The organism is Aerococcus sp. Group 1, from assembly GCF_000193205.1.
Taxonomy (GTDB): Bacteria; Bacillota; Bacilli; order Lactobacillales; family Aerococcaceae; genus Aerococcus; species Aerococcus urinae_A.
On record NC_015278.1, the window covers coordinates 1,181,406 to 1,206,873 of the forward strand.

General features: G+C 38.2%; 23 protein-coding genes and 2 pseudogenes. 3 read left to right on the forward strand and 22 right to left on the reverse strand.

What is annotated here, in order from left to right:
* Positions 1-31: 31 nt before the first annotated feature.
* The 17 genes and pseudogenes from rseP to fabG all read right to left on the reverse strand — a co-directional run bounded on the left by rseP (position 32) and on the right by fabG (position 18,446).
* Positions 32-1,294: an RIP metalloprotease RseP gene (rseP, locus tag HMPREF9243_RS05450; RefSeq protein WP_013669763.1), complete on the reverse strand. Its 1,263-nt coding sequence runs from the start codon at positions 1,292-1,294 to the stop codon at positions 32-34.
* 12 nt (positions 1,295-1,306) lie between these two features.
* On the reverse strand, positions 1,307-1,828 hold the full coding sequence (locus HMPREF9243_RS05455) for a phosphatidate cytidylyltransferase (protein WP_269208267.1): 522 nt from the start codon (positions 1,826-1,828) through the stop codon (positions 1,307-1,309).
* Positions 1,819-2,097 (reverse strand): phosphatidate cytidylyltransferase, encoded by a 279-nt coding sequence (locus HMPREF9243_RS10860; protein ID WP_269208268.1) that lies wholly within the window; start codon positions 2,095-2,097, stop codon positions 1,819-1,821. Before HMPREF9243_RS10860 ends, HMPREF9243_RS05455 begins: the two co-directional genes overlap by 10 nt.
* Positions 2,098-2,112: 15 nt before the next feature.
* Positions 2,113-2,853 carry an isoprenyl transferase gene (locus tag HMPREF9243_RS05460; RefSeq protein WP_013669651.1) on the reverse strand — a complete coding sequence of 247 codons (741 nt, stop codon included), beginning with the start codon at positions 2,851-2,853 and terminating at the stop codon, positions 2,113-2,115.
* A gap of 254 nt (positions 2,854-3,107) precedes the next feature.
* Complete coding sequence (frr, locus tag HMPREF9243_RS05465) at positions 3,108-3,668, reverse strand: ribosome recycling factor (protein WP_013669985.1); 561 nt, start codon at positions 3,666-3,668, stop codon at positions 3,108-3,110.
* Positions 3,669-3,672: 4 nt separating this feature from the next.
* Positions 3,673-4,389, reverse strand: a complete 717-nt coding sequence (gene pyrH / locus HMPREF9243_RS05470) for a UMP kinase (RefSeq protein WP_013669226.1) — start codon at positions 4,387-4,389, stop codon at positions 3,673-3,675.
* A gap of 82 nt (positions 4,390-4,471) precedes the next feature.
* Positions 4,472-5,347 (reverse strand): translation elongation factor Ts, encoded by an 876-nt coding sequence (gene tsf, locus HMPREF9243_RS05475; protein WP_013669351.1) that lies wholly within the window; start codon positions 5,345-5,347, stop codon positions 4,472-4,474.
* Between the two features lie 147 nt (positions 5,348-5,494).
* Positions 5,495-6,280, reverse strand: a complete 786-nt coding sequence (rpsB, locus tag HMPREF9243_RS05480; protein ID WP_013668623.1) for a 30S ribosomal protein S2 — start codon at positions 6,278-6,280, stop codon at positions 5,495-5,497.
* A gap of 173 nt (positions 6,281-6,453) precedes the next feature.
* Entirely contained in the window at positions 6,454-7,032 is a 579-nt protein-coding gene (locus tag HMPREF9243_RS05485; RefSeq protein WP_013668870.1) for a sugar O-acetyltransferase, read from the reverse strand.
* A 12-nt stretch (positions 7,033-7,044) separates the two neighbouring features.
* Complete coding sequence (locus tag HMPREF9243_RS05490) at positions 7,045-8,259, reverse strand: CapA family protein (protein WP_013669440.1); 1,215 nt, start codon at positions 8,257-8,259, stop codon at positions 7,045-7,047.
* Between the two features lie 37 nt (positions 8,260-8,296).
* A complete protein-coding gene (locus HMPREF9243_RS05495) occupies positions 8,297-11,239 on the reverse strand; it encodes a DEAD/DEAH box helicase (protein ID WP_155811984.1) in 2,943 nt (980 codons plus the stop codon).
* A gap of 160 nt (positions 11,240-11,399) precedes the next feature.
* Positions 11,400-12,825, reverse strand: a pseudogene (locus tag HMPREF9243_RS11025) (IS3 family transposase).
* Positions 12,818-13,171, reverse strand: coding sequence for a hypothetical protein (locus HMPREF9243_RS05510; protein ID WP_155811985.1), 354 nt, complete (start codon positions 13,169-13,171; stop codon positions 12,818-12,820). The pseudogene HMPREF9243_RS11025 and the gene HMPREF9243_RS05510 overlap by 8 nt, the downstream one beginning before the upstream one ends.
* A gap of 193 nt (positions 13,172-13,364) precedes the next feature.
* Positions 13,365-14,612, reverse strand: coding sequence for a thiolase family protein (locus HMPREF9243_RS05515; RefSeq protein WP_013669880.1), 1,248 nt, complete (start codon positions 14,610-14,612; stop codon positions 13,365-13,367).
* A 50-nt stretch (positions 14,613-14,662) separates the two neighbouring features.
* Positions 14,663-16,240, reverse strand: coding sequence for an acyl CoA:acetate/3-ketoacid CoA transferase (locus HMPREF9243_RS05520; RefSeq protein WP_013669534.1), 1,578 nt, complete (start codon positions 16,238-16,240; stop codon positions 14,663-14,665).
* Positions 16,241-16,290: 50 nt separating this feature from the next.
* Positions 16,291-17,631: a GntP family permease gene (locus HMPREF9243_RS05525; protein WP_013668869.1), complete on the reverse strand. Its 1,341-nt coding sequence runs from the start codon at positions 17,629-17,631 to the stop codon at positions 16,291-16,293.
* A gap of 77 nt (positions 17,632-17,708) precedes the next feature.
* Entirely contained in the window at positions 17,709-18,446 is a 738-nt protein-coding gene (fabG, locus tag HMPREF9243_RS05530) for a 3-oxoacyl-ACP reductase FabG (protein ID WP_013669418.1), read from the reverse strand.
* 220 nt (positions 18,447-18,666) lie between these two features.
* On the opposite strand from fabG, the gene HMPREF9243_RS05535 reads away from it, so the two are divergent.
* Positions 18,667-18,954 (forward strand): LysR family transcriptional regulator, encoded by a 288-nt coding sequence (locus HMPREF9243_RS05535; RefSeq protein ID WP_041706114.1) that lies wholly within the window; start codon positions 18,667-18,669, stop codon positions 18,952-18,954.
* 38 nt (positions 18,955-18,992) lie between these two features.
* Positions 18,993-19,613, forward strand: a complete 621-nt coding sequence (locus HMPREF9243_RS05540) for a LysR family transcriptional regulator substrate-binding protein (protein ID WP_231286972.1) — start codon at positions 18,993-18,995, stop codon at positions 19,611-19,613.
* A gap of 201 nt (positions 19,614-19,814) precedes the next feature.
* Here the strand turns inward: HMPREF9243_RS05540 and HMPREF9243_RS10305 are convergent.
* Both HMPREF9243_RS10305 and HMPREF9243_RS05555 read right to left on the reverse strand, forming a co-directional pair.
* A pseudogene (locus HMPREF9243_RS10305) lies at positions 19,815-21,240 on the reverse strand (IS3 family transposase).
* A gap of 103 nt (positions 21,241-21,343) precedes the next feature.
* Positions 21,344-22,132, reverse strand: coding sequence for an enoyl-CoA hydratase/isomerase family protein (locus HMPREF9243_RS05555; RefSeq protein WP_013669571.1), 789 nt, complete (start codon positions 22,130-22,132; stop codon positions 21,344-21,346).
* Between the two features lie 167 nt (positions 22,133-22,299).
* Here HMPREF9243_RS05555 and HMPREF9243_RS05560 point away from each other — a divergent pair, with 167 nt between their 5' ends.
* Positions 22,300-23,436 carry an alanine--glyoxylate aminotransferase family protein gene (locus HMPREF9243_RS05560; protein WP_013668703.1) on the forward strand — a complete coding sequence of 379 codons (1,137 nt, stop codon included), beginning with the start codon at positions 22,300-22,302 and terminating at the stop codon, positions 23,434-23,436.
* A 241-nt stretch (positions 23,437-23,677) separates the two neighbouring features.
* On the opposite strand, the gene HMPREF9243_RS05565 is transcribed toward HMPREF9243_RS05560, so the two are convergent.
* The 3 genes from HMPREF9243_RS05565 to hpt all read right to left on the reverse strand — a co-directional run bounded on the left by HMPREF9243_RS05565 (position 23,678) and on the right by hpt (position 25,414).
* The gene (locus HMPREF9243_RS05565) at positions 23,678-24,007 is read right to left on the reverse strand and encodes a branched-chain amino acid transporter permease (protein ID WP_013669671.1); all 330 of its coding nucleotides are present in this window, start codon (positions 24,005-24,007) and stop codon (positions 23,678-23,680) included.
* Positions 24,004-24,687, reverse strand: coding sequence for an AzlC family ABC transporter permease (locus HMPREF9243_RS05570; RefSeq protein WP_013669063.1), 684 nt, complete (start codon positions 24,685-24,687; stop codon positions 24,004-24,006). Before HMPREF9243_RS05570 ends, HMPREF9243_RS05565 begins: the two co-directional genes overlap by 4 nt.
* Before the next feature lie 190 nt (positions 24,688-24,877).
* Complete coding sequence (hpt, locus tag HMPREF9243_RS05575) at positions 24,878-25,414, reverse strand: hypoxanthine phosphoribosyltransferase (protein ID WP_013669499.1); 537 nt, start codon at positions 25,412-25,414, stop codon at positions 24,878-24,880.
* Positions 25,415-25,468 lie beyond the last annotated feature (54 nt).

Sequence of the window (25,468 nt, forward strand, 5' to 3'; positions counted from 1 at the left end):
AAGAAACCCTCAAAAGGGCTTCTCTTTTTATTTAAAATAATCGTAAGATATCATTCCAGGTCACGGCAATCATTAAGACCATTAATAAGACAAAACCAATCAAATTAATAATTCCCTCTGTCCGCACACTTAAAGCTTTCCCACGTATGGCTTCAATAATATTGAGGAAGGCCTTGCCCCCATCCAGGGCTGGGAAAGGCAGGAGGTTGACTATGCCTAAATTCACAGTCAAATAAGCCATTAATTGTAGAACAGCAATAAAGCCGACTTCTACAGTTTGAGAGGTCGCTTGGTACATATAAACCGGACCACCAAAGTTATTAATATCAAAACCATTAACGACCATGGAAGCTATAGCGCTAATAATTCCAACAACAATCGCCCAGGTCGCTTTAAATCCATAAGCGATCTTAGACCCAAAGGACTTATTTTGAGGTGCACGTACTCCGATTTGCCCGATGTTTTGACCTTTATCCGTTTCGACCGCTCCCACTTGAACAGCGATAGATTTTTGCTCTTGGTCACGTTCAACGGTAAAATTGACTTCTTGACCCGGGTGTTGACTGACAATTTTTTGCATATCGGTGAAGCTATCAATTTTCTCATCATTAATCTTAATGACCCGGTCTCCGCTTTCTAATCCCGCTTCTTGAGCAGCTGAGTCCTCAACCATCTCCCCTAAAATTGGAGCATTGCTATAAACACCGCCTTGAATAAAGGCGATAAGGATAAAGGCTAAGATACCTAAAATAAAATTGTTGATTGGCCCCATGATATTAGTTAACAGGCGGTTAATTAAAGGGGCTGATTGGAACTGTTTGTCAAGCGGAGCAATTTTCACTAGGCTACCATTTTCTTCCAAAATATAGGCTTCTGGGCTAACAGAATATTTTTTAGATTCAGTTTCACCAAATGGGACCCCATGAATATACACAGACTCAGACAAATCACTATCCATCACTTCCAATGGTAGAGCTTCAATATCTTCCTCGTTACTGTCTAAGCAAATTAAATCAATCACTTGATCATCATTAAAGCCGACTTTAATTTGTCGTCCTGGTTCGATGACTTCATCCATATCTTCAAGACCAGCCATACGCACATAGCCACCGATTGGTAAAAGACGTAGGGTATAAGTGGTTTCTTCTCCTTCATAATGAAAAATACGTGGTCCCATACCAATAGCAAACTCACGAACCATAATCCCTGACCGTTTAGCCATGATAAAGTGGCCAAATTCATGGAATATCACGATAACACTGAATATAATAATAAAAACGATAATTGCTTTCATAGAAACTCCTTACTACAAAAATGCCACTAAATAATGAAACATTGGTAGAACAATCAGTAGGCTATCAAATCTATCCAGTAAGCCGCCGTGCCCTGGTAGTATTTTTCCACTATCTTTCACTTTAAAGTAGCGTTTAATGGCAGATTCAATGAGGTCGCCAAATTGCCCCAAGAGACAAAGAGCAATCGCCAAGATAATCACTGAAAAGAGAGGCAATTTCAAACTACCATCAAAAAAATTGAGGCAAAGACTATAGATGATCCCTGCCAATATCCCACCTATCGAGCCTTCGATGGTTTTATTAGGTGATATCTTAGGCGCTAACTTATGGCGGCCAAAATGAACACCCGCTAGATAAGCAAAACTGTCATTAAACCATATAATACCAAAAGCAAAAATGACAGCAAAAAGTCCTAACCGTCGTGTCATAATCATATAATGATAACCAATACCTACATAAACGGCTGAAACGGCTAAGGCACATAGGCGCTTAAAATCCATCTGTTCAGGAAAATAAACCATGGCTATAAACAAAAAATGATTCCAGCATAGAAGAGATCCATTACCGTTAGAGAATGGGGAATAAAAGATAGGACCCGGTCAGGAAGCATGACGACCAACATCATCAACTGGGTAACCAGCCCCTCAAAAGAAAAAAGCGGGACATTCATCATTTTTAGTAATTCACTCAAACTAACGATTCCTAACAAGACAACTAAAGCTTCAAAATACCCTCCTCCAATAAGCAAGAAAGGTATAAAAATTACTAAAGCGATAATTGCAGTAATCGTACGCGTCTTCATAGTCATACATCCATTCTATTTTAGGCCCCCATAGCGTCTTTGACGGCTTTGGTATTCGCCAATACATGATAAAAAGATTTTTTTGTCAAAATCAGGCCACTTAGTATCAATAAAATACATTTCACTATAGGCCAATTGCCAAAGTAAATAATTACTTAACCGGACTTCTCCACTCGAGCGAATTAAAAAATCAGGGTCATTATAGGGTGCAAGTTGTTGGGTCATGAGATGATGGCTAATCGTGTCTTCATCTATCGAGTCAGGATTTAAATATCCAGATTTAACTTCACCGGCGATTTCCTTTACCGCCTCAACTATCTCAGCTCTACTCCCATAATTAAAGGCAATATTGAGGATTAAGCCAGTGTTATCCTTAGTCTTATCTATAGCATTTTCAATAGATTGGATAGTGTATTTAGGCACTGAGCCTTTATTCCCCATAATTTTAACCTGAACATTATTCTCTATCAATTCGGGCAAGAGTTCTGCTTCCATTAAATTAGGCAGCTTCATGAGATAAGACACTTCACTACGGGGACGTTTCCAATTTTCGGTAGAAAAGGCATATACAGTTAATATCTTGACACCGATTTGACTGGCCGCTACAGCGACGCGGCGAATGGCTTTTAGGCCCTCATGGTGTCCATCAGTACGCTTTAAGCCCCGTTCCTTCGCCCAACGGCCGTTACCATCCATGATAATTGCAACATGCTGGGGAATTTCTAAATTAGGGTCAAAAGGATGCGTTTCGTTCATAATGTTTCCACCTCAAAATATAAATACTAGTTATATTGTACCGATTAGTCAGGAATTTTGTAAATCGCATTTCTCAAATTAATACCTATTTTAACATGTAAGAAGAAAAAAGCGGGGAAGAATTACTTAAGAGTATCTAGCTGGATTCTAATTGCTAACAACAGAGCTTAATAAAAGAAAAAGTGACTTAATATTCACCTCTTTAAAATATAAAGAAGGAATAAAAAGTCACTAATTCAAGCAATAAGTAATGATTAACTATTTAAAATTTCATCTTCTTTATCGCTAGCAATTTTTTCCAAACGTTCAGTTACTTCATCAGTAATTTTTTGGACTTCCTTTTCATTACGACGAGCATCGTCTTCAGTGATTTCTCCGTCTTTTTCTGCTTTCTTAATGGTATCATTAGCATCACGACGAATGTTTCGAATTGCAATTTTGGCGTCTTCTAAATCACGACCAACTAACTTAGACAGTTCTTGACGACGTTCCTGAGTTAGCGCAGGAATGACTAAACGAATTTTTTCCCCATCATTAGTAGGAGCTATACCTATATCCGACATTTGAATGGCACGATCAATATTATCTAAGGCACTCCGGTCATATGGAGTCACCATTAACATTCTTGGCTCTGGAATGGTAATTGATGCGATTTGATTTAAAGGCGTATCAACCCCATAATATTCGACATAGATACCATTCAATAAACTGGCATTGGCTACACCAGCACGAATTTTGCCGAGTTCATTTTGCAATGATTGCTCGCTCTTCTTCATACGGTTTTTTGTTTCCGTAAACAAGTTATTAATATCCATTATCCTAACCCCTTACCGTTGTTCCGATTTCTTCCCCTTCAACAACCCGACGAATATTTCCACGCTCGTTAAGGTTAAAGACGACAATCGGAATATCATTATCCATACTCAAAGAACTTGCTGTTGCATCCATGACCTGTAAGCCCTTGGTAATCACTTCTGTGTGAGAAAGTTCTGAGAATTTCTCTGCATTTTGATCGACTTTTGGATCAGCTGTATAAACACCGTCTACTCCATTTTTAGCCATTAAAATAACGTCCGCTTCAATTTCTGCAGCGCGTAAAGCAGCAGCTGTGTCTGTAGAGAAATATGGGTTCCCTGTTCCGCCAGCAAAGATGACTACCCGATCTTTTTCTAAATGGCGCACGGCTTTGCGACGAATATAAGGTTCAGCAATTTGGCGCATCTCGATAGAAGTTTGGACCCGGGTAGGCACTTCCAGGTTTTCTAAGGCATCTTGCAAGCCTAGGGCATTCATTATCGTAGCTAGCATCCCCATATAATCTGCTTGGGCCCGTTCCATACCAATTTCTTCACCCGTTTTTCCCCGCCAGATGTTGCCGCCACCACAGACAATGGCTATTTCAACCCCTAATTGGTAGACATCTTTGAGTTCTTGGGCAATTTTTTTCATTGTTTTAGGGTCAATTCCAAAATTATTGTCGCCTGCTAGGGCTTCCCCGCTCAATTTTAAAACGATACGTTTATATTTTGTAGACATGATTCGCTCCTTAACCTTCTAATAAAAAGGCTGGGCTTAACCCAACCTATTAGTATTTTCCAACAAAGTATTTGCTGGATGATTAACGCATTTGACTTTGAACTTCAGCTGCGAAATCTTCTTCTTTTCTTTCAATTCCTTCACCAACAGCGTAGCGACGGAAATCTTCTACAGAAGCATCTTCTTTGTCTAATAATTCTTTAACAGTCATGCTGTCATCGAGTAAGTAGTCTTGGTCATTTAAGCAAACTTCAGCATAGAATTTGTGCATACGACCTTCAACCATTTTTTCAATAATCTTTTCAGGCTTACCTTCATTTTTAGCTTGTTCAGTCAAGACTTCGCGTTCATGATCACGTTCTTCTTGGGGAATTTGCTCTTCACTAACATATTTAGGTGCAATCCCACTAACATGTAAGGCAAGATTTAAAGCTAATTGGTCATCAGAACTATTTACTAAAACAAGTGTAGCAATTTTCCCACCCATGTGAACGTATTGTCCGAATACTTGGTCATCAGTTTTCTCAAAAACAGTGAAACGACGGAAGTTAATCCGTTCACCAATAATCGCAGTCTTTTGAGTAAGGTAATCTTCTAAGGATTCACCGTTAATTTCAACTTTTCCCTTAGCTTCTTCCATATCTTGTGGCTTATATTGTACTAAGGCATGTCCAATTTCATCGATAATTTCAGTGAATTTGTCATTTTTTGCAGCAAAATCAGTTTCAGTATTTACTTCTAAAATAGCTGCAGTATTGCCTTCAATATAAATCTTTGCCAAACCTTCAGCAGCAACACGATCCGCCTTTTTAGCAGCTTTCATTTGACCAGATTCACGTAAGTAGTCGACAGCCTTATCGATGTCCCCATCAGTTTCTTGAAGAGCCTTCTTAGCGTCCATCATACCCACGCCAGTTTGATCACGTAATTGTTTAACTAACTTTGCACTAATTGCCATATTTTATTTTCCTCCTAGAGTGAATTCATTTCAAAAAAATAGCTATCTCATAAGTAAAAGCTACTTGAAGCTTGAGTTACCTAAGAAGATAGCTATCTACTCTTTTATATCTTACTATTTTTAGCGTTTTACTGCAACCGATTTAGATTATTCTTGGGCTTCTGCTTCTTCGTTTTCACTAGCAAACTGGGCAGCAACTTTTTCTAAATCTTCGTCTGTTGCTAATTCTTCGCTTGCGTCTTCGTCATCTTCACCTTGGTTACCTTCAAGTACAGCGTCAGCTAAAGTACTTGCAATTAGGCGGATTGCACGAATGGCGTCATCGTTTGAAGGGATGACATAGTCAATATCATCTGGGTCACAGTTAGTGTCGACCATAGCAATGATTGGAATGTTTAATTTCTTAGCTTCGTTAACTGCAATTTCTTCCTTACGTGGGTCAACCACAAAAATTGCATCTGGTAAGCTTGGCATATCAGCCATACCACCAAGGTTGTTCTCTAATTTTTCACGTTCTTTATTTAATTCAGAAACTTCTTTTTTAGGAAGAACATCAAAAGTACCGTCTTCTTCCATACGATCAATATCACGCATGCGTTGGATACTCTTTTGAATGGTGTCCCAGTTAGTTAACAAACCACCTAACCAACGATGGTTAACGTAGTATTGACCACAACGTAAAGCTTCTTCTTCAATGGCTTGTTGTGCTTGCTTCTTGGTCCCAACAAATAAGATGTTACCACCATTAGCAGCAATATCACGAACCACGTTGTAAGCCTTGTCTAATAATTTGACAGTTTGTTGTAAGTCAATAATATAAATGCCATTACGTTCGGTAAAAATGTAACGGTCCATTTTAGGATTCCAACGACGGGTTTGGTGACCGAAGTGAACCCCTGCTTCTAATAATTGTTTCATAGTCACTTGTGACATATCTATTACCTCCATTTGGTTATTTTTCCGCCTACGCTTCCAAGAAACGCTACTCATGCTAGAGCACCTGGCGTTTCAATCCACGTAGTGTGAAATCAATATATGTTAAACACATACTGGGCTATTATATATCATTTACGAATAGAATACAAGGCTATAATGGCATTTTCTATTTAATCATCTAGTTCCTCGTCCTGATTAATATAGCGAACAAGCTTTGCCGGCACTCCCACTGCTAAGGCATTGTCCGGAATATCCTTGGTTACCACGCTGCCAGCTCCAATCACTGCGCCAGAACCAATACTTACGCCAGGCATCACGGAAACATTAGCTCCGAGCCAGCAGTTTGCACCAACCTTGATCGGTAAAGCCCGCTCAAGTCCCTGGTTACGCTTTTTGATTTGTAGGTGGTGCTGTGCTGTATAGAAACCACAAAAGGGCCCAATAAAACAGTGGTCTCCTATAGTAATAGGGGCCCCGTCCATGAAGTAAGCAGAATAATTAATAAAGCAATCATCTCCGATACTTACATTAGTCCCATAGTCAACATAAAAAGGAGCCAGTAATTGAGACTTATCCCCGAAATGAGCAAACAATTGCCGTAAAAAGGCCCCCTTTTGCTGAGGATCTTCGGATAGACAATCATTATATTTCTTTGCTAAGCCTTGGGCCTTTTGCCGCATAGCTAATAGTTCCTCATCATAATTAGCATCGTACCATTGACCAGCTTTCATTTTTTCGCGTTCAGACATTTATCTTCCTTTTCATTCCTTAGGCCATTGCAAATTGACATGGTCAAGCGTTTCTTGGTAAGCGCGATCCACTCTAGCTTGAGTCGCATGATCTAATTGACCATAATACTTCCCGCCTTGAACCCAATCTTCTAAGACATAAACAGTGTAGTCATATAGATCGAAGCCGTGCCCTCTTTTTCCATTGGGTGTACGATTAACCCAGGTAGGATGGGCTTGAATAGTTTCAATCTTGGTGGTGTCTCCCTGCTTAGTCAAGCTAACATCCATCAGCACCCCTCTTTCCGTCCAAGGGTTGTCAACAGTTTCGATCCGTTGATTAGATAAGAAATTCCCCATGGAATAAATAATAAACTTATTTTCACCATTGTGGTTGACCACTTCACTTGGTTGAATAACATGAGGATGGCCCCCAAAGACGAGATCAGCTCCCCAGTCAATCATCTTATGATAGAGAGCTTTCTGTTCTTCATTAGGTTGTAACTGGTACTCAATACCCATATGCGGCATAACAATGGTTATATCCGCATTTTGCTCAGCAAAGTTAATTTCTTCCTTCATTTTTTCTTCATCAAGGTCACTCATGGAAGCCTCATATTCTTTTTTGGACAGATTTTGTTCCATACCATTGTAGCCATATGCATAATTTAAAATGGCTATTTTAATGCCATTAACCTCTTTAATCAAGAGTTGATCAGTGGAGCGTGGTGCCTTGGTATAAACTCCGATAGTATCGATCCCTAAATCATTAAAGGCTTTTTGTGTTGAAGCAACTCCTTCTAACCCCATATCCAAAATATGATTATTTGCTAAGGCCATCACATCATAACCAGCATTTTTTATAGCTGAAGCGACTTCCACTGGGGCATTAAACATTGGATAACCGGTTAACTCACGTCCTGGTGTGATGGTGCCTTCGTAATCTCCAATCACCAAATCTCCCTGGTCCAACCAATCTTTAAGGTAACGGAAGTTATTATTAAAATCATAAGTCCCATCCCCCTGCTCAGCAGACCAATAAACGATATCGTGATAAAGTAGGTCCCCATTACAAAAAATGCGCGCACTACTTGTTTTTGAAGAATTATTCTTAGGCTTTAAGCTAAACTCCCAGCTTTGACCATCCTTAGAATGCTTTAATTCTTGATAAAGAAATGCTCCTGAAATGACAATTAGTAGGGCAAAGAAAACACCTAAAAGCGCTTTTAACAGTCCTTTGATATTCATCATCTACCTCCTCTATTTTATACTTGACGTTTCACTTTTAACTTGCAGGCATATCTAAAATAAAGCGTAAGTCATCCATAGTTAAGTGGGAACTTTCTCCCATTTCCTCATCTTGGAAGAGTTCATCGAAAAGATGGCGTTTTTCTTCTTGTAATTCAGCAATGCGCTCTTCAATCGTTCCTTCTGTAATGAATCGGTAAACCTCAACATCTTTGGTCTGACCGATTCGGTGGGCCCTGCCGATAGCTTGTTCTTCAACAGAGGGATTCCACCACAGATCATAAAGGAAGACAGTATCCGCACCGGTCAGATTAATTCCCACCCCGCCAGCTCTTAGGGAGATTAAAAAGACAGAGCCTTCACCTTGGTTGAAGCGGTTGACTTGATCTTGACGTTTTTCTTTATTGGTTTTTCCTTCAATAATAAAATAGTTAATCGCTTCTTGGTCTAAATAATCCTGCATGATCGCTAGCATCGATGTAAATTGTGAAAAGACCAATATTCTACGATGATTACTTAAGGCCCGTTCTAACATCCGCTTGAAATATTCAAATTTTCCACTCGTTCCTTGGTAGTCAGAATTAACTAAAGCTGGATGGCAGCAAATTTGTCTCAAGCGGGTGATGGCAGCAAGCATTTCCATGTGTTTGTGAGAACCATTGACATCATTATCTTTTAGGCGATCGCGGATATCTTCCAAGTAAGCAAGATAAACCGCCTTTTGATTTGATTCTAAGCTAGCATAGCGATTATGTACAGACTTATCAGGCAATTCCAATTGAACTTCCTGTTTGGTTCGACGTAAGACAAAGGGGCTAACCAATTTACGAATGTTTTCAATGGACATGGCTTGAAATTCTTTCTTCTGTGGTAATAGACCTGGTAAAATCATTTGCATCAAAGCCCAAAACTCATTTAAATTATTCTCTAAAGGAGTCCCTGATAAGCCAATCCGCATGCCGCTGTCCTGGTTAACAACTGATTGGTATAAAACCGTACGTTCATTCTTGAGTGCTTGGGCTTCATCTAAAATCAAAACATCAAAATATTCTTGGTGGTAGGCTTCTTGGTCATTACGATAGGAATGGTAGGAACAAATCCAGATGGCCTTGGGATTTTCCTTGCGGATTTTTTCTCTTTCCTCAACACTACCATCTAATACCACAACCTTCACCTCTGGAGCAAAGCGTTGAATTTCATATTTCCAATTATAAATAACAGAAGCTGGCGCTAAAATGAGTACATTGGCTTGAGGTAATTTATCAAAATAGTCCAACAGGAAAGCCACTGTTTGAACAGTTTTCCCTAGTCCCATTTCATCGGCTAATAGTCCACCTAGGTTATATTTAGCCAATTGGCCTAACCACTGAACAGCATATTTCTGATAAGGGGCTAATTCAGTTTTTAAGCCTGGATTGCTTTGGTAATCTGACCGAGCTGGGTGGATGATATCTTGGTAGAATTGTTCAAAATCTACTGCCTGGCCTAAAGCGTCTGCATATTTTAGACTCTGATAGGCAGGAACTTGCCCTCCATTTTCCCAATGCGTATTGCCAGAACGCAGCTGCTTTAACATCTTATTCTGTTGAGGAGTAATGATTTTCTTCAAATCAATAATTTTTCCACTATCTAACTGCAGGTATTGGTCGTTTTGCTCGATAGCTTTTAAAATTTCATTGACTTCATCGTCATCAACATCATCCAGGGTGAAATTAATCGTTAAGAAGCGATTCTCTTCATTTTTACCAGTTTCTACTTTTAATTGCTTATCGTTATTTTGCCATTCCTCTAATTGTTGACTATAAGTCACCATCCATTCATCAGGAAAGAATTTCTGACAATCGTTTAAAGCTTCCATGGTTTGATTAAAATTATCAAATTGACTAATAAATTGATTATCTGATTTTTCAAAAGCTAATTTGATAAGTTGTTGCTCGGATTGAATTTCGCCCTTAATATCTCTTAAGATAATGCCCTTTTCTGGCAAAATATTTTCTCCTGGAGTATCAGATAACTGGTACTGGCCATAATGATAGATTAAATTAGCTTGTAAGAGACGATCACTGACATCTAGGGCTATCTCTACTTTCAATGGGCCCATTCCTGAAGCAAAACTTAACAATACAATATTATTGATAAGACCATGAGCAAGAATTTGGTAGCCAAAACAAGAAATAAACTCTTCAACCTCATCCGCACTAAGCTGCCACTGGTAGCTATGGTCAGCAAATGTCCCTTGCAACAATTCTAAATCATCAAAATAACTTTGGTCAGCTTCAATTTTATAGAGATTGTAGCCATCGAAGATCATTTGGTAGAACTTATATAAGCGCATCCTAGGATTCATGATCACTAGGTAATTTCCATCCTTGTGCTGGAGTTCAAGTAAGACTGGCCGTTTGTCTTGATAAAAGTTAAGCTCAACTAAGTCATCATCGAGATAAAATTGGATGTTGTCGCCATCTTGATTTGATTCACTGTGCGCTTGAAAAAAATCTATCAACATGGACAATTGTTTCTGAGATAAGAAATCTCGTTGAGGGCTTTGGTGAGATGTCGAAATATTTAATCCTGCTTCTAGGCGGTGATTGTTATTTTCCTTAATCAAGGCTAATTGGTAAAGCAAGTCATAAGTATCAGCATTAAAGGCTTCTTTAATGAGCCAGACCGCTTTATCGTGGCGGTTGGAGAGCCTATATGAGCCCGCATTTAAAAGTTGTCGATAAAAATCCGTAAAATCTTGAACATAGTAAAGTTGATCATAGCCGACTTTTAGCCTTAAATAAAAGAGTCTTTCGCTCGATAATTGATATTGGAGTCCAGTCATATCGTAAATTTCGAATTGAACCTTTAAACGATAGGTCTTGACTTGATCCTGGTCACTGAGCTTGTAATCCATTCTTTCACGGTAGGAAGTAAGTAATTTATCAATTGATGGATGCTGGTCCATCACATTTTCTGGATAATATGGTGACCCCAATAAGTTGGACTTTATATATAGTGAGTTGGCCTTTGGCCAGCTCTTTTTTGTTGCTTACAGTTCTTGCTTATTTCTTGCCGACACATTTACTCAGAAATTTAAACTTGTCAAGAGGAAGAGCGTAGCGGCTCTTGATAAGTTTAAAGTTTATGTGTAATCATTAAGCGGCGAAAGAAGCGTGATGAAGACGAAATTCTATAGGACTCCTAAAATCTAATTTTTCTTTGATTCTTTCACCATTGTAATAGATTATAAAATCTTCAATCGCTTGTGCTAATTCTTCAAAGGAATGATAAGTCCGACCATAGTAGACTTCTTGTTTTAGTAGACTAAAGAAATTCTCCATTGGCGAATTATCTAAGCAATTTCCTTTACGAGACATACTTTGAAAAATTCGGTGATCCTTCAAGAGCCGGGTGTAACTTTTCATTTGATAGGCCCAGCCCTGATCAGAATGAAAGGTTCTTCTGTATGGACATAATTTACTTGCTTCAATGGCAGCTTGTAGCCCCTCCAACATGCTTTGTCCATTAGGCTGATGTGTTATCTTAAAAGAAATAATTTCTCGATTAAATAGATCCATGTAAGGATCTAAATAGAGTTTTCCAGTTTGATAATTCCCAGAATCATCGGCATAGTAGTATTTAAATTCTGTTGTGTCTGTTGTTATTTTTTGATAAGGAATGGTCGAATCAAACCGCCGGTTGATACGATTTGGCGCTATCTCTCCAATCGTTCCTTTGTAGGAATTATATTTTCTTGTCTTTCTAGTATAGCTAGTGACCTGTATCCCCATAATTTTCATTAGGCGTTGAACTTTGTTTTTACTGACCTTATAACCACGGGAAAGCAGTTCAGCTCGCATTCTTCGATAACCATAATCCTTATGGGTTTCTCTGATGTCTTTCATTTCCTCTTTTAAATCGGCATCCTTATCAATTTCCTCATCTTTATTTTCCAATAAAAGTAGGTCGATTTAGGAAACTTTAAAACGCTAAGAATATCTTTTAAAGCATATTTTTCATCATGGAGACGTGTGATTTCGGTCACTATTTCTTCTTTTCTCGCTTGACTCTTTGAGCCACACGTCTCCTCAATCCTTTTAAAAATTTGTTCTCAATTTCTAAATCCGTAATCCGTTGTTCAAGTTCCTTTATTTTTGCTTCACTTAACTGATTGGTTTCGCTGCTATCCTTTATTTGATTGATTTGTGATTTCTTTTTAGACACTTTAGGTGGCCTTCCTTTCCTCGCGGAAAGGCCATCAAGTCCTCTTTCATGATAAGCTCTTCGCCAATTAGCGATTAGACTTGGATTATTCATGTTTAATGAATTGGCCAATTCGCGATAACTCATTTCCGTACTTTCATACAATTCTATCGCATTTAATTTGAATTCAACAGTATAAACCTGTTGAGTCCGCCTTTTCTTTAAACCATCTACACCAAATTCATAATAGTTATTAACCCACCTTCGTAAAATAGAAGGATCTATTCCTGCTTTATTAGCTAAGGTTCGATAACTTCCTTTTTTCGCAATATAGTCTCCTACTAAATTCAGTTTAAATTCTAATGAATATTTAGACATAAAAATAACCCCCAAAAGTTGAATTCTTAGTCCAACTTTTGGGGGTCACTACATAATGAAATAGAGGTTTTTTTGAATATGCCATGGCACGAACCACATCATGGTCACGTAAAAACAATTCCACTGCAACAGTATGTGGGCAGTAAGATTTTTGTTGCCAAGTGATACAACGACAAATATCTTCTTCTTTACCAGTTCCATCTAAAATAACGATGTATTTTTCATCGTCAAGAACTTCTGCGCGCCAAATAGCTTCATTTTCATTAGGAATCACTTTTAGCACACGGTCCTGGTTAACTAGCTGCCTACCTTCCTCAATCATTTTTGTTGGTATACTCCAACGCATAAATTCACCCACTTTTTATAAATAATTAACTTCTTTGAATTAATTCATTATACCATACCGACGTAAAAGTGAATAGAATATCCAGCCTTAACGCATATGTTGAAGTCTGTCCTTACTAATATTTAGGTCCTACAAATAACAAAAACTCCTAGGAAAAGTCCCTAGGAGTTATATTTTAAGCTAATGATTAAAATTAGCCTTGGTAATACCCATTTTCAAGTAAGAGAGCAATACCTTGTCCACCACCGATACATGCTGAAGCAATCGCGTAACGGTATTCTGGATGGTTCTTGAATTCATACAATAGAGATGTAATGATACGTGCACCAGACATGCCTAATGGGTGCCCTAAAGCAACTGCACCACCATGTGGGTTGAAATGATTCTTGTAGAAGTCAGTATCTTCTTCAATACCAAGTTCAATTAAGCAACCAATGGTTTGAGCCGCAAAGGCTTCATTAATTTCTAGTACATCAATATCTTCTTTAAGATCCATTTCTTGACGAGCAAGAATATCTTTAATAGCTTGAACTGGTCCTAAGCCCATGTAGGCTGGATCACAACCTGCGATTTGATAATCCACAACGCGAGCCATGATTTCTAAGCCACGTTCTTCAGCAACTGATTTAGTGGTCATAATTTCAAAAGCACCACCGTCATTTAATCCAGAAGCATTACCTGCAGTAACAATACCATCTTTTTCAAAAGCTGGGCGTAATTTAGCTAATGATTCCATCGATGTTCCTGGACGTGGATGACCGTCTTTTTCTACGACGTTAACTTTCCCCTTACGTCCTTTAACTTCTACCGGAATAATTTCTTGAGCAAAACGTCCGTTTTCAATAGCTTCTGCAGCTTTACGTTGGGATTCTACTGCAAATTGGTCAGCGCGTTCACGAGTAATTCCGTATTTACGAGCAACATTTTCTGCAGTGTTCCCCATGTGGTTAACACCAGAATCTTTACCAGAAGCAGAGCTATGGCCAGCTAAGTTAGCATCAATTAAAGGTTTATTGCCTCCCTTTAATCCCTCATAACGAGCGGATTCTGGTAGATAGAAAGGCGCACGTGATAAAGATTCTACCCCACCAGCAGCAATAATACTTTTGTTGGAGAATAGTAATTCTTGTGCGGCTGATACAGCGGATTGAATACCTGATCCACAGATACGGTTAATAGTCATACCTGTTGCAGTATTTTTTACTCCTGCATCAATCCCGATAATGTTACCTAAATTATTGGTCGTTTGTGATCCAGTGACATGACCAACAATAACTTCTTCAATATCTTCAACGGCAACACCAGCACGTTTAGCAGCTTCTGTAAGAGAAATTACCCCTAATTCATCAACTGGTACAGTCTTTAAGTCGCCTAGGTAAGCACCAACAGGAGTCCGTGCGGCACCAACAAAAACAACTTCTTCATTTTTAGCTTTTAACATTCACTAAATCCTCCTTTAATTTCAAGGCCTTTATTATACAACATATCTAATTATTTTTTAGATTTTGCATCAATAATTTCTTTAAGGCCGCCCCATTCTTCTTTAAAGATATCAGGATTCATTTCTTTCAAGTCTTCGGCAATTTCAGGTTCAAATTCCATTTGGTCGAGAACATCTTTTTGGAGGTCAATTCCTGGTGCAATTTCAATTAAACGAACTTTACCTTCATGTAAGTCAAAGACAGCACGTTCAGTGACGTATAAGATATTTTGGTCATTTTCTTGAGCATATTTACCAGAGAAACTTACTTGTTCAACTTCTTTCAAGAATTTAGGTCCACGACCTTGTTCATCAATGACTAATTTACCGTCTTCGATGTGTGACTTACCACCAACAGTTAAAGTACCTACAAAGACAAGGTTCTTAGTGTTTTGAGAAATATTGATGAATCCACCTGGGCCAGGAACTTTAGGTCCAAATTTTGTAACGTTATTGTTACCATATTGGTCAATTTGTCCAATTCCTAATACAGAAAGGTCTAAACCGTTACCATCGTAGAAGTCAAATTGGTTAGCCATAGCAATGGAAGCATCAGCATTACGTGAAGCACCAAAGTCCAAGCCACCAGCAGCACTACCACCCCAGATACCCATCTCTAGAGTTGTCACATATTCGTCAGCAACGCCTTCTTCTTGGGCAACAGAAGCCACCATGTCAGGCGTACCGATACCTAAGTTAATCACAGAATCAGGTTGTAATTCCATAGCTGCACGACGCCCAATGACTTTACGTGATGAAAGTGGAGCTGGTTTAACGCTGTCCACTGGAACATTGATTTTTCCAGCTAGTTCTGGGCTGTAGTAGGTTCCCATAGTTTGGTAGTGATATTCAGGGTCAGCTACCACAATATAGTCAATTAAACCGCCTGGTACCACAATACTCTTAGGATCTAGAGAGTTGTTTTCAACAATTTGTTTTACTTGAGCAATAACGGTACCACCTTTTTTCTTGGTAGCCATTGCTAATTCAAGTTGTTCAAGAATACAGGTCTCATCTTCAACGTTCATGTTTCCTTTTTCATCAGCAAATGATCCACGGATGAAGGCAACATCAATATCAAAATCTGGATATTTCAACCATTCTTCGCCACCAAATTCCGCTAATTCAATAAGTTCTTCAGTGGTTTTTTCAGTTGCTTTAGCCCCTTCTAAACGAGGGTCAACATAGGTTTGTAAACCAACTTTAGTTAAGAAAGGTTTGTTACCAGCAATAGCGCGATAAAGTTGAGTAAATACACCTTGTGGTAATAAATAGGCTTCAACTTCGTTATTAACCACCTTATCAACCATACCAGGTGAAGAACCAACGTGACCAGCAATGATACGTTTTACCAAACCATCTGCTAATAAGTGGTCAGCACCACGGCCAGGTTTGTTGTTACCAATACCACATGACCACATGAAAGTGATATCTTTGGGATGTTGTTCTTCTTCGTAACGTTCTTTAACCCCTACTAGTAAGTCTTCAGGTAGGCCCCCTAAACCGAAAGTACAAGTAGCTAATAGATCGTTATCTTTAATTAAATCAGCTGCTTCACGTCTTGAAATAACTGGTTTCTTTTTACCCATTTATCTCTCTCCTTTTCTATAAATACATTTCTTTAAATACATTTCTTTTCTTAATATAAAATTGTTGAAGCAATTAACATAGCGATCAAGGCAAGCAAGTGACCACCATTAACCATTATAAACTGATGCATGAAAGCATTTTTTAAACTTAAGCCAGTCAAGTTGTTAAAGGTGATTGTCACTCCCGAATGAGGAACCACTGTAATCACAGCTGATGCAACAACTGCAATACGGTGAATCAATTCAGGCGCAATTCCCATCTCTAAATAAGTTGGTGCAAAGTTTTGCATAACGATCCCCAGAGCCCCGGAACTAGAACCTGTAATCCCGCCAAGTAAAGCAGTTGCTACAGATAGTCCAATTAAAGGGTTACCCGGGATAGACATAATCGCATCTTGAACCACACTGAAGCCAGGAGCACTGGTTAATACTGACCCAAAAGCTACTGAGCTTGAAGTAGCAAAGGCTGATGGTACAGCACTATTAGCTCCATCATTCAATAGTGAAGTTTGTTTTGGTAAATATTTCCGATATAAGAAGGCACTTAATAAGATACCCACAGTTAAAGCAATCAAAATAATATTCGGCACATCACTGAAGATTAAAATAATCGCTACTAAAGTAATCAATGGTAAAATAGCTAATAAAATTGGAGGAATATTTTCTTCATCTGTTTCAGCGTCAAGGTCAGCTTCTTCTCCAACTGATTCCCCTTCACCTAAATAGGAATAGAAAGTTTCTCCCTTAGCTAGACTCCGATTTAATTGAAACTTTAAGTAGGTCAGCCCAAAAGCAACCACTGTAATAACACCAATCATACTCAACACAGGAGCTGCTGTTAAAGTAGTCCCTAAGTAAGTCGTTGGTACCGCGTTTTGAACTGAAGGTGTCCCTGGCAGCATAGACATAGTTACGGTTGCCATTCCCAAGAATAGCGGAATAGGTAATAAGGACCAATTCACATTTAACTTTTTAAAGATTGGTCGAGCTAATGGGACTAAGGCAAACATAACCACAAATAAGCTAATCCCCCCATAAGTTAATATTGCTGCAATACCAGCAAAAGCTACTAACACAATAAAGGGATTATCTAAACCAACTTTGGCCAATACCCAGTTAGCGATAGAAACTGTTGCATTACTTTTTTCCATATATTGAGCCAGAACTGCACCTAATAGGAAAATCGCAAAGTTTTTAATTAAGAAACCTGCAAGACCGGTCATATAAGAAGGTGCATCACCAATTAATGACCCAAAGATGTCCATTTGGTTGGTTAGAATAACAATTAATGTGGCTAGAGGAGCAGCAATAACAATGTTTAATCCTCTAACTGATAAATAAATAATTGCGATAATCGCAAGAAATATACCGATTACGCCAAGAATTTCCATATATTTTCTCCTTGCTGTAAAAAACATGATTAAAGGAACGGTTAACCGTTCCTTTAATTTTTATGCAGCGAGCGACATTACATGTTCATACCACCGTTAACTTGTAGTAATTGACCAGTGATATAACCTGAATCTGGTGAAGCTAAGAATTTCATTGCATTGGCAATGTCTTTTGGATAACCAATACGTTTTACTGGAATACCATCAATCATATTTTGTTTGATTTCTTCTGGAATAGCATCGGTCATTGGGGTTTCAATGAAACCTGGTGCAACGGCATTAACGGTAACACCTTTAGCAGCACCTTCACGAGCGATTGTCTTAGTCATACCAATAATACCTGCTTTTGAAGCGGAATAGTTGGTTTGACCGAAGTTACCTTCAACCCCTGCTAAGGAAGAAGCGTTAACAATACGTCCGTACCCTGCGGCAGTCATGCGAATAAATGCTGCTTTAGAATAGTTAAATACACCTGTTAAGTTAGTTGCAATAACTTGATCCCATTGTTCTTTTGTCATTTTCTTCAATGAAGCATCACGGGTAATACCAGCATTGTTGATTAAGACATCAACTTTACCGTATTTTTCAACAACATCTGCAATAATTTCCTCAGCACGGTCGAAATCAGATACATCTGCTTGATAAGCAACTGCTTTACCATTATTTTCATTAATGGCTTCTGCTGTCTTTTGTGCAGTTTCTTCATTGAAATCCACAATAACTACTTGAGCACCATCTTGAGCGAATTCTTTAGCGATTTCAGCACCAATACCTTGGCCTGCGCCAGTAACTACAACAACTTGATCGTTAAACATTCGATCTTCCTCCTTTGAAATAGCTAATGTATTAATTTATAGTTATAACAAGCTAAGTAACTACAAACCATTTCTCTTACATGCTTATTATATCGGAAAAGAAATGAAAATAGAAATAATAGATGAAAGCGCTATCAATAACTATATTGTTATAGATGGTAAATTATGCTATACTATACTCACCGTTAAGCATGCACTGACTATTTGGAGGTTTCTAAAAATGTCTAACATAACACCCTTAGTACTCATGGAAACAATTGTTGCCGAAGGTAATATCACTGCTGCTGCAGAAAAGCTCTATGTCTCTCAACCCTATTTAAGTAAAATGTTAAGTCGTTTAGAAGGTGAGTATGGATTAGAATTTTTCACCCGTTTACCGCGTTCGGTTCAAATTACTTATGCCGGTGAACGTTATTTAGACCATTTGCGCAGAAAGCATGAAATCGACCTCGATATGCTAAGTGAATTTGATATGATCTCAAAAAACAAAAAGGGAAAATTAAACTAGGGATTAATCCTGCCCTAGGTAGTAGTATCTTACCTTTAATTATTCCACCCTTTCTTGATAAAAATCCCGAAATTAAATTTGAATTTTATGAAGAGGATGCCGATACCATTGATTCTTTAATCGAAAATCACATGATTGATATCGCTTTTGAAATGGCTCCTATGGAAAACAATGCTTTTCAACATCACTATATCTATAGCGACCAGATGTATTTGATTGTCCCTAAAAATAACCCACTCTACCAAGAGAAATATGGAAGCGAGATCACCCATTTCCCCTACGATCTTGAAAAATTAGATAATCTCCCCCTCGTCTTACTCCCCCATAATTTTGGTTTAAGACGCTTAGTGGATTTATTTTATAACCGTAAAAGGCTAAAACAGAATGTCATTTTGGAAACTTCCACTGTCTATTCGGCAGTCGGTTTAACAAGAAAAGGAGTAGGGGCTACCTTTGTACCGGTTACAGGAATGTCTTGGCCAACTTTTAATGACTGTAATGTCTTTGTTTTTGATAGTGATATTTTTAAGTGTGACTATGTATTCTCTCATCGTCAAGATCGTTCACTAGCGCCAACCATCGTTGAATTTATTCAAACATCAACGGATATTCTTCGCAAACTCAGCCCTAAATTTACCTTCTCCACCAATAAAGACTAATAAAAAGCTCCCCCGACTTATACAAAGTATGGTGACCCCAATAAGTTGGACTTTATATATAGTGAGTTGGCCTTTGGCCAGCTCTTTTTTGTTGCTTACAGTTCTTGCTTATTTCTTGCCGACACATTTACTCAGAAATTTAAACTTGTCAAGAGGAAGAGCGTAGCGGCTCTTGATAAGTTTAAAGTTTATGTGTAATCATTAAGCGGCGAAAGAAGCGTGATGAAGACGAAATTCTATAGGACTCCTAAAATCTAATTTTTCTTTGATTCTTTCACCATTGTAATAGATTATAAAATCTTCAATCGCTTGTGCTAATTCTTCAAAGGAATGATAAGTCCGACCATAGTAGACTTCTTGTTTTAGTAGACTAAAGAAATTCTCCATTGGCGAATTATCTAAGCAATTTCCTTTACGAGACATACTTTGAAAAATTCGGTGATCCTTCAAGAGCCGGGTGTAACTTTTCATTTGATAGGCCCAGCCCTGATCAGAATGAAAGGTTCTTCTGTATGGACATAATTTACTTGCTTCAATGGCAGCTTGTAGCCCCTCCAACATGCTTTGTCCATTAGGCTGATGTGTTATCTTAAAAGAAATAATTTCTCGATTAAATAGATCCATGTAAGGATCTAAATAGAGTTTTCCAGTTTGATAATTCCCAGAATCATCGGCATAGTAGTATTTAAATTCTGTTGTGTCTGTTGTTATTTTTGATAAGGAATGGTCGAATCAAACCGCCGGTTGATACGATTTGGCGCTATCTCTCCAATCGTTCCTTTGTAGGAATTATATTTTCTTGTCTTTCTAGTATAGCTAGTGACCTGTATCCCCATAATTTTCATTAGGCGTTGAACTTTGTTTTTACTGACCTTATAACCACGGGAAAGCAGTTCAGCTCGCATTCTTCGATAACCATAATCCTTATGGGTTTCTCTGATGTCTTTCATTTCCTCTTTTAAATCGGCATCCTTATCAATTTCCTCATCTTTATTTTTCCAATAAAAGTAGGTCGATTTAGGAAACTTTAAAACGCTAAGAATATCTTTTAAAGCATATTTTTCATCATGGAGACGTGTGATTTCGGTCACTATTTCTTCTTTTCTCGCTTGACTCTTTGAGCCACACGTCTCCTCAATCCTTTTAAAAATTTGTTCTCAATTTCTAAATCCGTAATCCGTTGTTCAAGTTCCTTTATTTTTGCTTCACTTAACTGATTGGTTTCGCTGCTATCCTTTATTTGATTGATTTGTGATTTCTTTTTAGACACTTTAGGTGGCCTTCCTTTCCTCGCGGAAAGGCCATCAAGTCCTCTTTCATGATAAGCTCTTCGCCAATTAGCGATTAGACTTGGATTATTCATGTTTAATGAATTGGCCAATTCGCGATAACTCATTTCCGTACTTTCATACAATTCTATCGCATTTAATTTGAATTCAACAGTATAAACCTGTTGAGTCCGCCTTTTCTTTAAACCATCTACACCAAATTCATAATAGTTATTAACCCACCTTCGTAAAATAGAAGGATCTATTCCTGCTTTATTAGCTAAGGTTCGATAACTTCCTTTTTTCGCAATATAGTCTCCTACTAAATTCAGTTTAAATTCTAATGAATATTTAGACATAAAAATAACCCCCAAAAGTTGAATTCTTAGTCCAACTTTTGGGGGTCACTACAAAGTTTGGGGGAGCTTTTTTCTTGTTAACTATACCTTAATCCTTAAATGACTAACGGTTTTTGTAGTTAGGTTCACGTTTTTCTTTGAAAGCTTTAATCCCTTCAGCAGCATCTTCTGTTTTAAAGTTATCAACGAAGACTTCGGTTTCAAAGGCTAGAGCTTCATCGATAGGTAGGTGAGCCCCATCATTAATGGCACGTTTAGCCGCTTGTAAACCTTGTGGGGAATTCTTAGCCATTTTTTCAGCAATCTTAGTTGCTTCTTCTTGCAAGCTGTCAGATGGAAAGACATTTTGAACTAAGCCAACTTCTTTAGCTTCTTCAGCTTTCAATGGTCTGCCGGTATAAATTAATGATTTCGCATTAGCAACACCAATTAAACGTTGAAGTGTTTGGGTACCGCCACCACCTGGGATAATACCAATGCCAATTTCTGGTAAAGCAATATTTAATTTTTCCCCAGCAATCCGGTAGTCAGCAAAGAGTGACATTTCGCAACCGCCACCGCGAACAATGCCATCATAAACATAGATAACCGGTTTTTTAGCATAGTAGAAGCAGGAGTAGTTACGTTTAGACACTTTACAGTAATTTTCAATCCCGTTTTCTTCCTCTTGAGTTGCTAACATTTCATCGAGGTCCATCCCAGCTGAGAAGATTTTGCCTTCCTTTTGCATAACCATTGTGAAGTAAATAACACTCACATCATCATTGTTATCCATTTCATGAACAGCATCTTCGATCATTTGTAAGTGTTCCATTTCTAAGATATTTAAGGGGTCATTTCTTAGAATAATTTTACCCACTTTATTCTCAACTTTAGTCTCAACAACTGACATTTGAGTCACTCCTTCTAAAAATATTGTGTTTGTTTTCACAACTACATTATCTCACGTAGAAAGCCCTTTCACAAATTCCTTTTCTTTAGTATAGCGATAACTATTTCTTTATGTCAAATGTTTGCTATACTTGAGATAATGATTACTCATTAGAAAGGTATGATCGTATGTTAAACTTGTGTCCCGGACCCACTCATATCTCCCAAGCCGTTCTTAAAGCCTATAGTCAAATAAAAACTAATCCTGATATTGACCACCAGTACACCCAATATCAACGTCAGATTGAAAACAAGATATCACAGTTATTACATACCAAGGCCGTCTCTTTTTTTATGGTGGGCGAAGCCCTATTGGCTCTAGAAGCTGCTGTCAATTCTATCATCCAACCAGGAGACCGGGTTTTGGTGATTAGTAACGGGGTTTATGGTCAAGGCTTTCAAGACTTTGTCAACTTTGTTAAGGCAGAGGTTGTGCTTTATGAAAGTGACTGGCGCCGTGGGATTGATTTGAATGACTTAAAAGCCTTTCTAGAAGACAACCACGATTTTCAGGTGGCAACTTTCGTCCATTGTGAAACCCCCACCGGCATCACTAATGATATTCATGGCATCGGTCAAATCTTAAATAGCTATGATATTCTCTCTATAGTCGATTCAGTTTCCGCAATTGGCGGCGAATATATTAACTTTGACCAAGCTAAAGTGGATGTCTTACTTGGTGGTAGTCAAAAATGCTTTTCCGCTCCTGTAGGCTTGGCTAGTGTCACCCTTTCTAAACGCGCTATAGAGCATATGGAAAATCGTCATTCCCCTATCCCTAGCTTTTACGCCAATTTCCAATCTTATCTCAGCTTTGACGACCCGCACTTCGACTTTCCTTATACAATGAATGAACAGGCCATTTACGCCATGGATGTAGCTATTCAACAAGCGATTGACAGTGATTTTGCCAACAAGCATCAAAAATGGGCTGAAGCTACCCGACAATTATTTAAAGAAGCCGGTTTTGAACTATATGCTAAAGACCATGCCTCAAATACATTAACCAGTGTTTTACTCCCTGAATCAGTTGCAAGCCTGGATGTGATGAAATTAGTAAGGGACGAAGATATTTTAATTACTAAAGGCGACGGGCCCCAAGGCGAAAGGCTGCTACGAATCGCCCATATGGGAAGTAATATGGAAGTCAAATATTTCCAAAAAATGTACCACGCCCTAGACAAAGCCTTTCATCATTTGGGTATAAAATACCAAGGAGAACTCGAAGAAAAGTTTATGTTAAGTGACATTGCTAAAAACTATTAAAAAACGGTAGTGTGACAAAAGTCAAAAGAGCCCTGAACCGCTTCGCATACTATATCTGTAACTCGCTTGCGCTTCGAACAGCTATAGCAACTGGAGCGAACTATGGTAGATAGTTGCAAAACTATCGCACATAGTTCGTGAAGTGGACGTCAGGGCTGACTTTTGGAGCAGGTTTTGAATAGATAGTCCGTGTTTTATTACATTATGTTATTAACTCTTCCCTAGCTTAACTTTTAAAGAATTACGGAAAAAGCACTTGAACTAAGAACATATAAGACAGGGTTCCGCCAGCGATACTCAGTAAAGAGCGGTGGGTCTTAGCCTGAAGCAGGATTGTCACAAGGATGGCAATCAGCTCAGGCAAGGCATAAGGATAAGCCAAGGGGTTACTTGATTGTAAGGAATAAACCACTAAAAGGCTAATCGCAGCGGCAGGAAGGACTTTACCCAAATAAGTGACAAAGCGAGGAGGAACTTGGTTTTTCGAAAAAACCACAAAGACAATAAAACGGGTTAAGGCTGTTCCCAAGGCCAAGAGAATGACTGTTATTAACTGTTGGTTAAAACTCATCTTTCTTCCTCCTCACGTATAAAAATAAAAAAGAATATAGCAATAATGATTAACATTGCAGGAATCAAGAAGCTGTTAGGACCAAAAATAAATAAACTAATTAAGCCAGTGGCTAGGGCAATGATTTGTGGCCTATGGTTAGCGCTTCCTTGCCATTGGTCGACAAAAATACTTACAAACAAGGCTGTTAAAATAAATTCAATTCCTCTTAGGCTAAAGCTGATAAAATTTCCTAAGAAAATCCCTAGAACTGTTCCAATAATCCAGTAAAACTGATCTAATAAACTGATCAAAAAGTAGACCCAAGACTTGTCAATATGACCGGGAACCTTAACCGAAGCCGTAAGTGAAAAGGTTTCATCAGACAAAGCAAAAATGCTATAATATTTTTTCCAACCTAGGGACTGATAACTTTCCAACATGGTAATTCCATAAAACATGTGTCTAGCATTTACCATAACAGCCAACATAAAAGCGGCAAAGGGATCATAGGCTCCCAATAAGACATTAATGCCGGCAAATTGAATCGACCCCCCATAAACAATTAGACTCATTAAAATAGTTAACCAGGGGTGAATTCCTGAACTCGTTGCTAATAAACCAAAGGATAATGACAAAAATAAATATCCCATCATAATCGGGATCGTTTTAGGAAAGGCAAATTTGAGTGCTTCTTTCATTTTATACCTCTTTTCTATGTTAAATAATTCTATCTTACAGAATAATATAGTTACCAAGGAAAATAAATCACAGATAGCTCATCCAATCATGATCTTTTCCAATCAGTCCTGATAGCCTTAGCTAACTTAGCTAATAATAAGAAAAAACTGGGACGAAAGCCCAGTTTCTCTTATAAGTAAGAATATGTGGTTAAGAATAGACTTCTTCTTTTAAAACAGCAATATTAGGATAGTTTCTCAATTGGCCCTTATAGTCTAGGCCATAACCGACAACAAACTTATCCGGAATTTCAAAGCCGATCCAGTCGGCCTGAAAGTCCTTTTTGCGCCGACTCGGTTTATCTAATAAAGAAACGGTTTTTATGGAAGCTGCCTGGCGGGATTTTAAGACCTTATACAAATAGGTTAAAGTTCTCCCTGTATCAACGATATCTTCAACAAACAAGATATGACGCCCCTTTGCAGGAACCGATAAATCTTTTATTATTTTGACTTCGCCACTGGATTCAAAGGCATCACCGTAGCTAGAAACATCCATAAAGTCAATTTCAAGTAGGATATCCATTTGTTTCATTAAATCAGCCATAAAGGGCATCCCCCCTTTTAAGACACAAACGAGTAAAGGATTCTTATCTTGATACTCTTTAGCAATGTCCTTGGCTAATTCTTCGATACGTTCTAATAATTCCGCTTGGGGAATCAGTATTTCTTCCATTAAATTATCCATTAAAAAGCTCCTAATTCTCTATTCTCTTATTCACTCTTGTGATCTTATAATAAC

Excerpts from the sequence above, each read along its gene's own strand:
- hpt (WP_013669499.1), bottom strand. The coding sequence starts at position 25,414 with ATGGATAATTTAATGGAAGAAATACTGATTCCCCAAGCGGAATTATTA.
- rseP (WP_013669763.1), bottom strand. The coding sequence starts at position 1,294 with ATGAAAGCAATTATCGTTTTTATTATTATATTCAGTGTTATCGTGATA.
- tsf (WP_013669351.1), bottom strand. The coding sequence starts at position 5,347 with ATGGCAATTAGTGCAAAGTTAGTTAAACAATTACGTGATCAAACTGGC.
- HMPREF9243_RS05460 (WP_013669651.1), bottom strand. The coding sequence starts at position 2,853 with ATGAACGAAACGCATCCTTTTGACCCTAATTTAGAAATTCCCCAGCAT.
- pyrH (WP_013669226.1), bottom strand. The coding sequence starts at position 4,389 with ATGTCTACAAAATATAAACGTATCGTTTTAAAATTGAGCGGGGAAGCC.
- HMPREF9243_RS05485 (WP_013668870.1), bottom strand. The coding sequence starts at position 7,032 with ATGTCTGAACGCGAAAAAATGAAAGCTGGTCAATGGTACGATGCTAAT.
- HMPREF9243_RS10860 (WP_269208268.1), bottom strand. The coding sequence starts at position 2,097 with ATGAAGACGCGTACGATTACTGCAATTATCGCTTTAGTAATTTTTATA.
- HMPREF9243_RS05515 (WP_013669880.1), bottom strand. The coding sequence starts at position 14,612 with ATGTTAAAAGCTAAAAATGAAGAAGTTGTTTTTGTTGGTGCCGCACGG.
- HMPREF9243_RS05510 (WP_155811985.1), bottom strand. The coding sequence starts at position 13,171 with ATGCGTTGGAGTATACCAACAAAAATGATTGAGGAAGGTAGGCAGCTA.
- HMPREF9243_RS05520 (WP_013669534.1), bottom strand. The coding sequence starts at position 16,240 with ATGGGTAAAAAGAAACCAGTTATTTCAAGACGTGAAGCAGCTGATTTA.
- fabG (WP_013669418.1), bottom strand. The coding sequence starts at position 18,446 with ATGTTTAACGATCAAGTTGTTGTAGTTACTGGCGCAGGCCAAGGTATT.
- HMPREF9243_RS05535 (WP_041706114.1), top strand. The coding sequence starts at position 18,667 with ATGTCTAACATAACACCCTTAGTACTCATGGAAACAATTGTTGCCGAA.
- HMPREF9243_RS05555 (WP_013669571.1), bottom strand. The coding sequence starts at position 22,132 with ATGTCAGTTGTTGAGACTAAAGTTGAGAATAAAGTGGGTAAAATTATT.
- HMPREF9243_RS05570 (WP_013669063.1), bottom strand. The coding sequence starts at position 24,687 with ATGAAAGAAGCACTCAAATTTGCCTTTCCTAAAACGATCCCGATTATG.
- rpsB (WP_013668623.1), bottom strand. The coding sequence starts at position 6,280 with ATGTCACAAGTGACTATGAAACAATTATTAGAAGCAGGGGTTCACTTC.
- frr (WP_013669985.1), bottom strand. The coding sequence starts at position 3,668 with ATGGATATTAATAACTTGTTTACGGAAACAAAAAACCGTATGAAGAAG.
- HMPREF9243_RS05560 (WP_013668703.1), top strand. The coding sequence starts at position 22,300 with ATGTTAAACTTGTGTCCCGGACCCACTCATATCTCCCAAGCCGTTCTT.
- HMPREF9243_RS05490 (WP_013669440.1), bottom strand. The coding sequence starts at position 8,259 with ATGAATATCAAAGGACTGTTAAAAGCGCTTTTAGGTGTTTTCTTTGCC.
- HMPREF9243_RS05565 (WP_013669671.1), bottom strand. The coding sequence starts at position 24,007 with ATGAGTTTTAACCAACAGTTAATAACAGTCATTCTCTTGGCCTTGGGA.
- HMPREF9243_RS05525 (WP_013668869.1), bottom strand. The coding sequence starts at position 17,631 with ATGGAAATTCTTGGCGTAATCGGTATATTTCTTGCGATTATCGCAATT.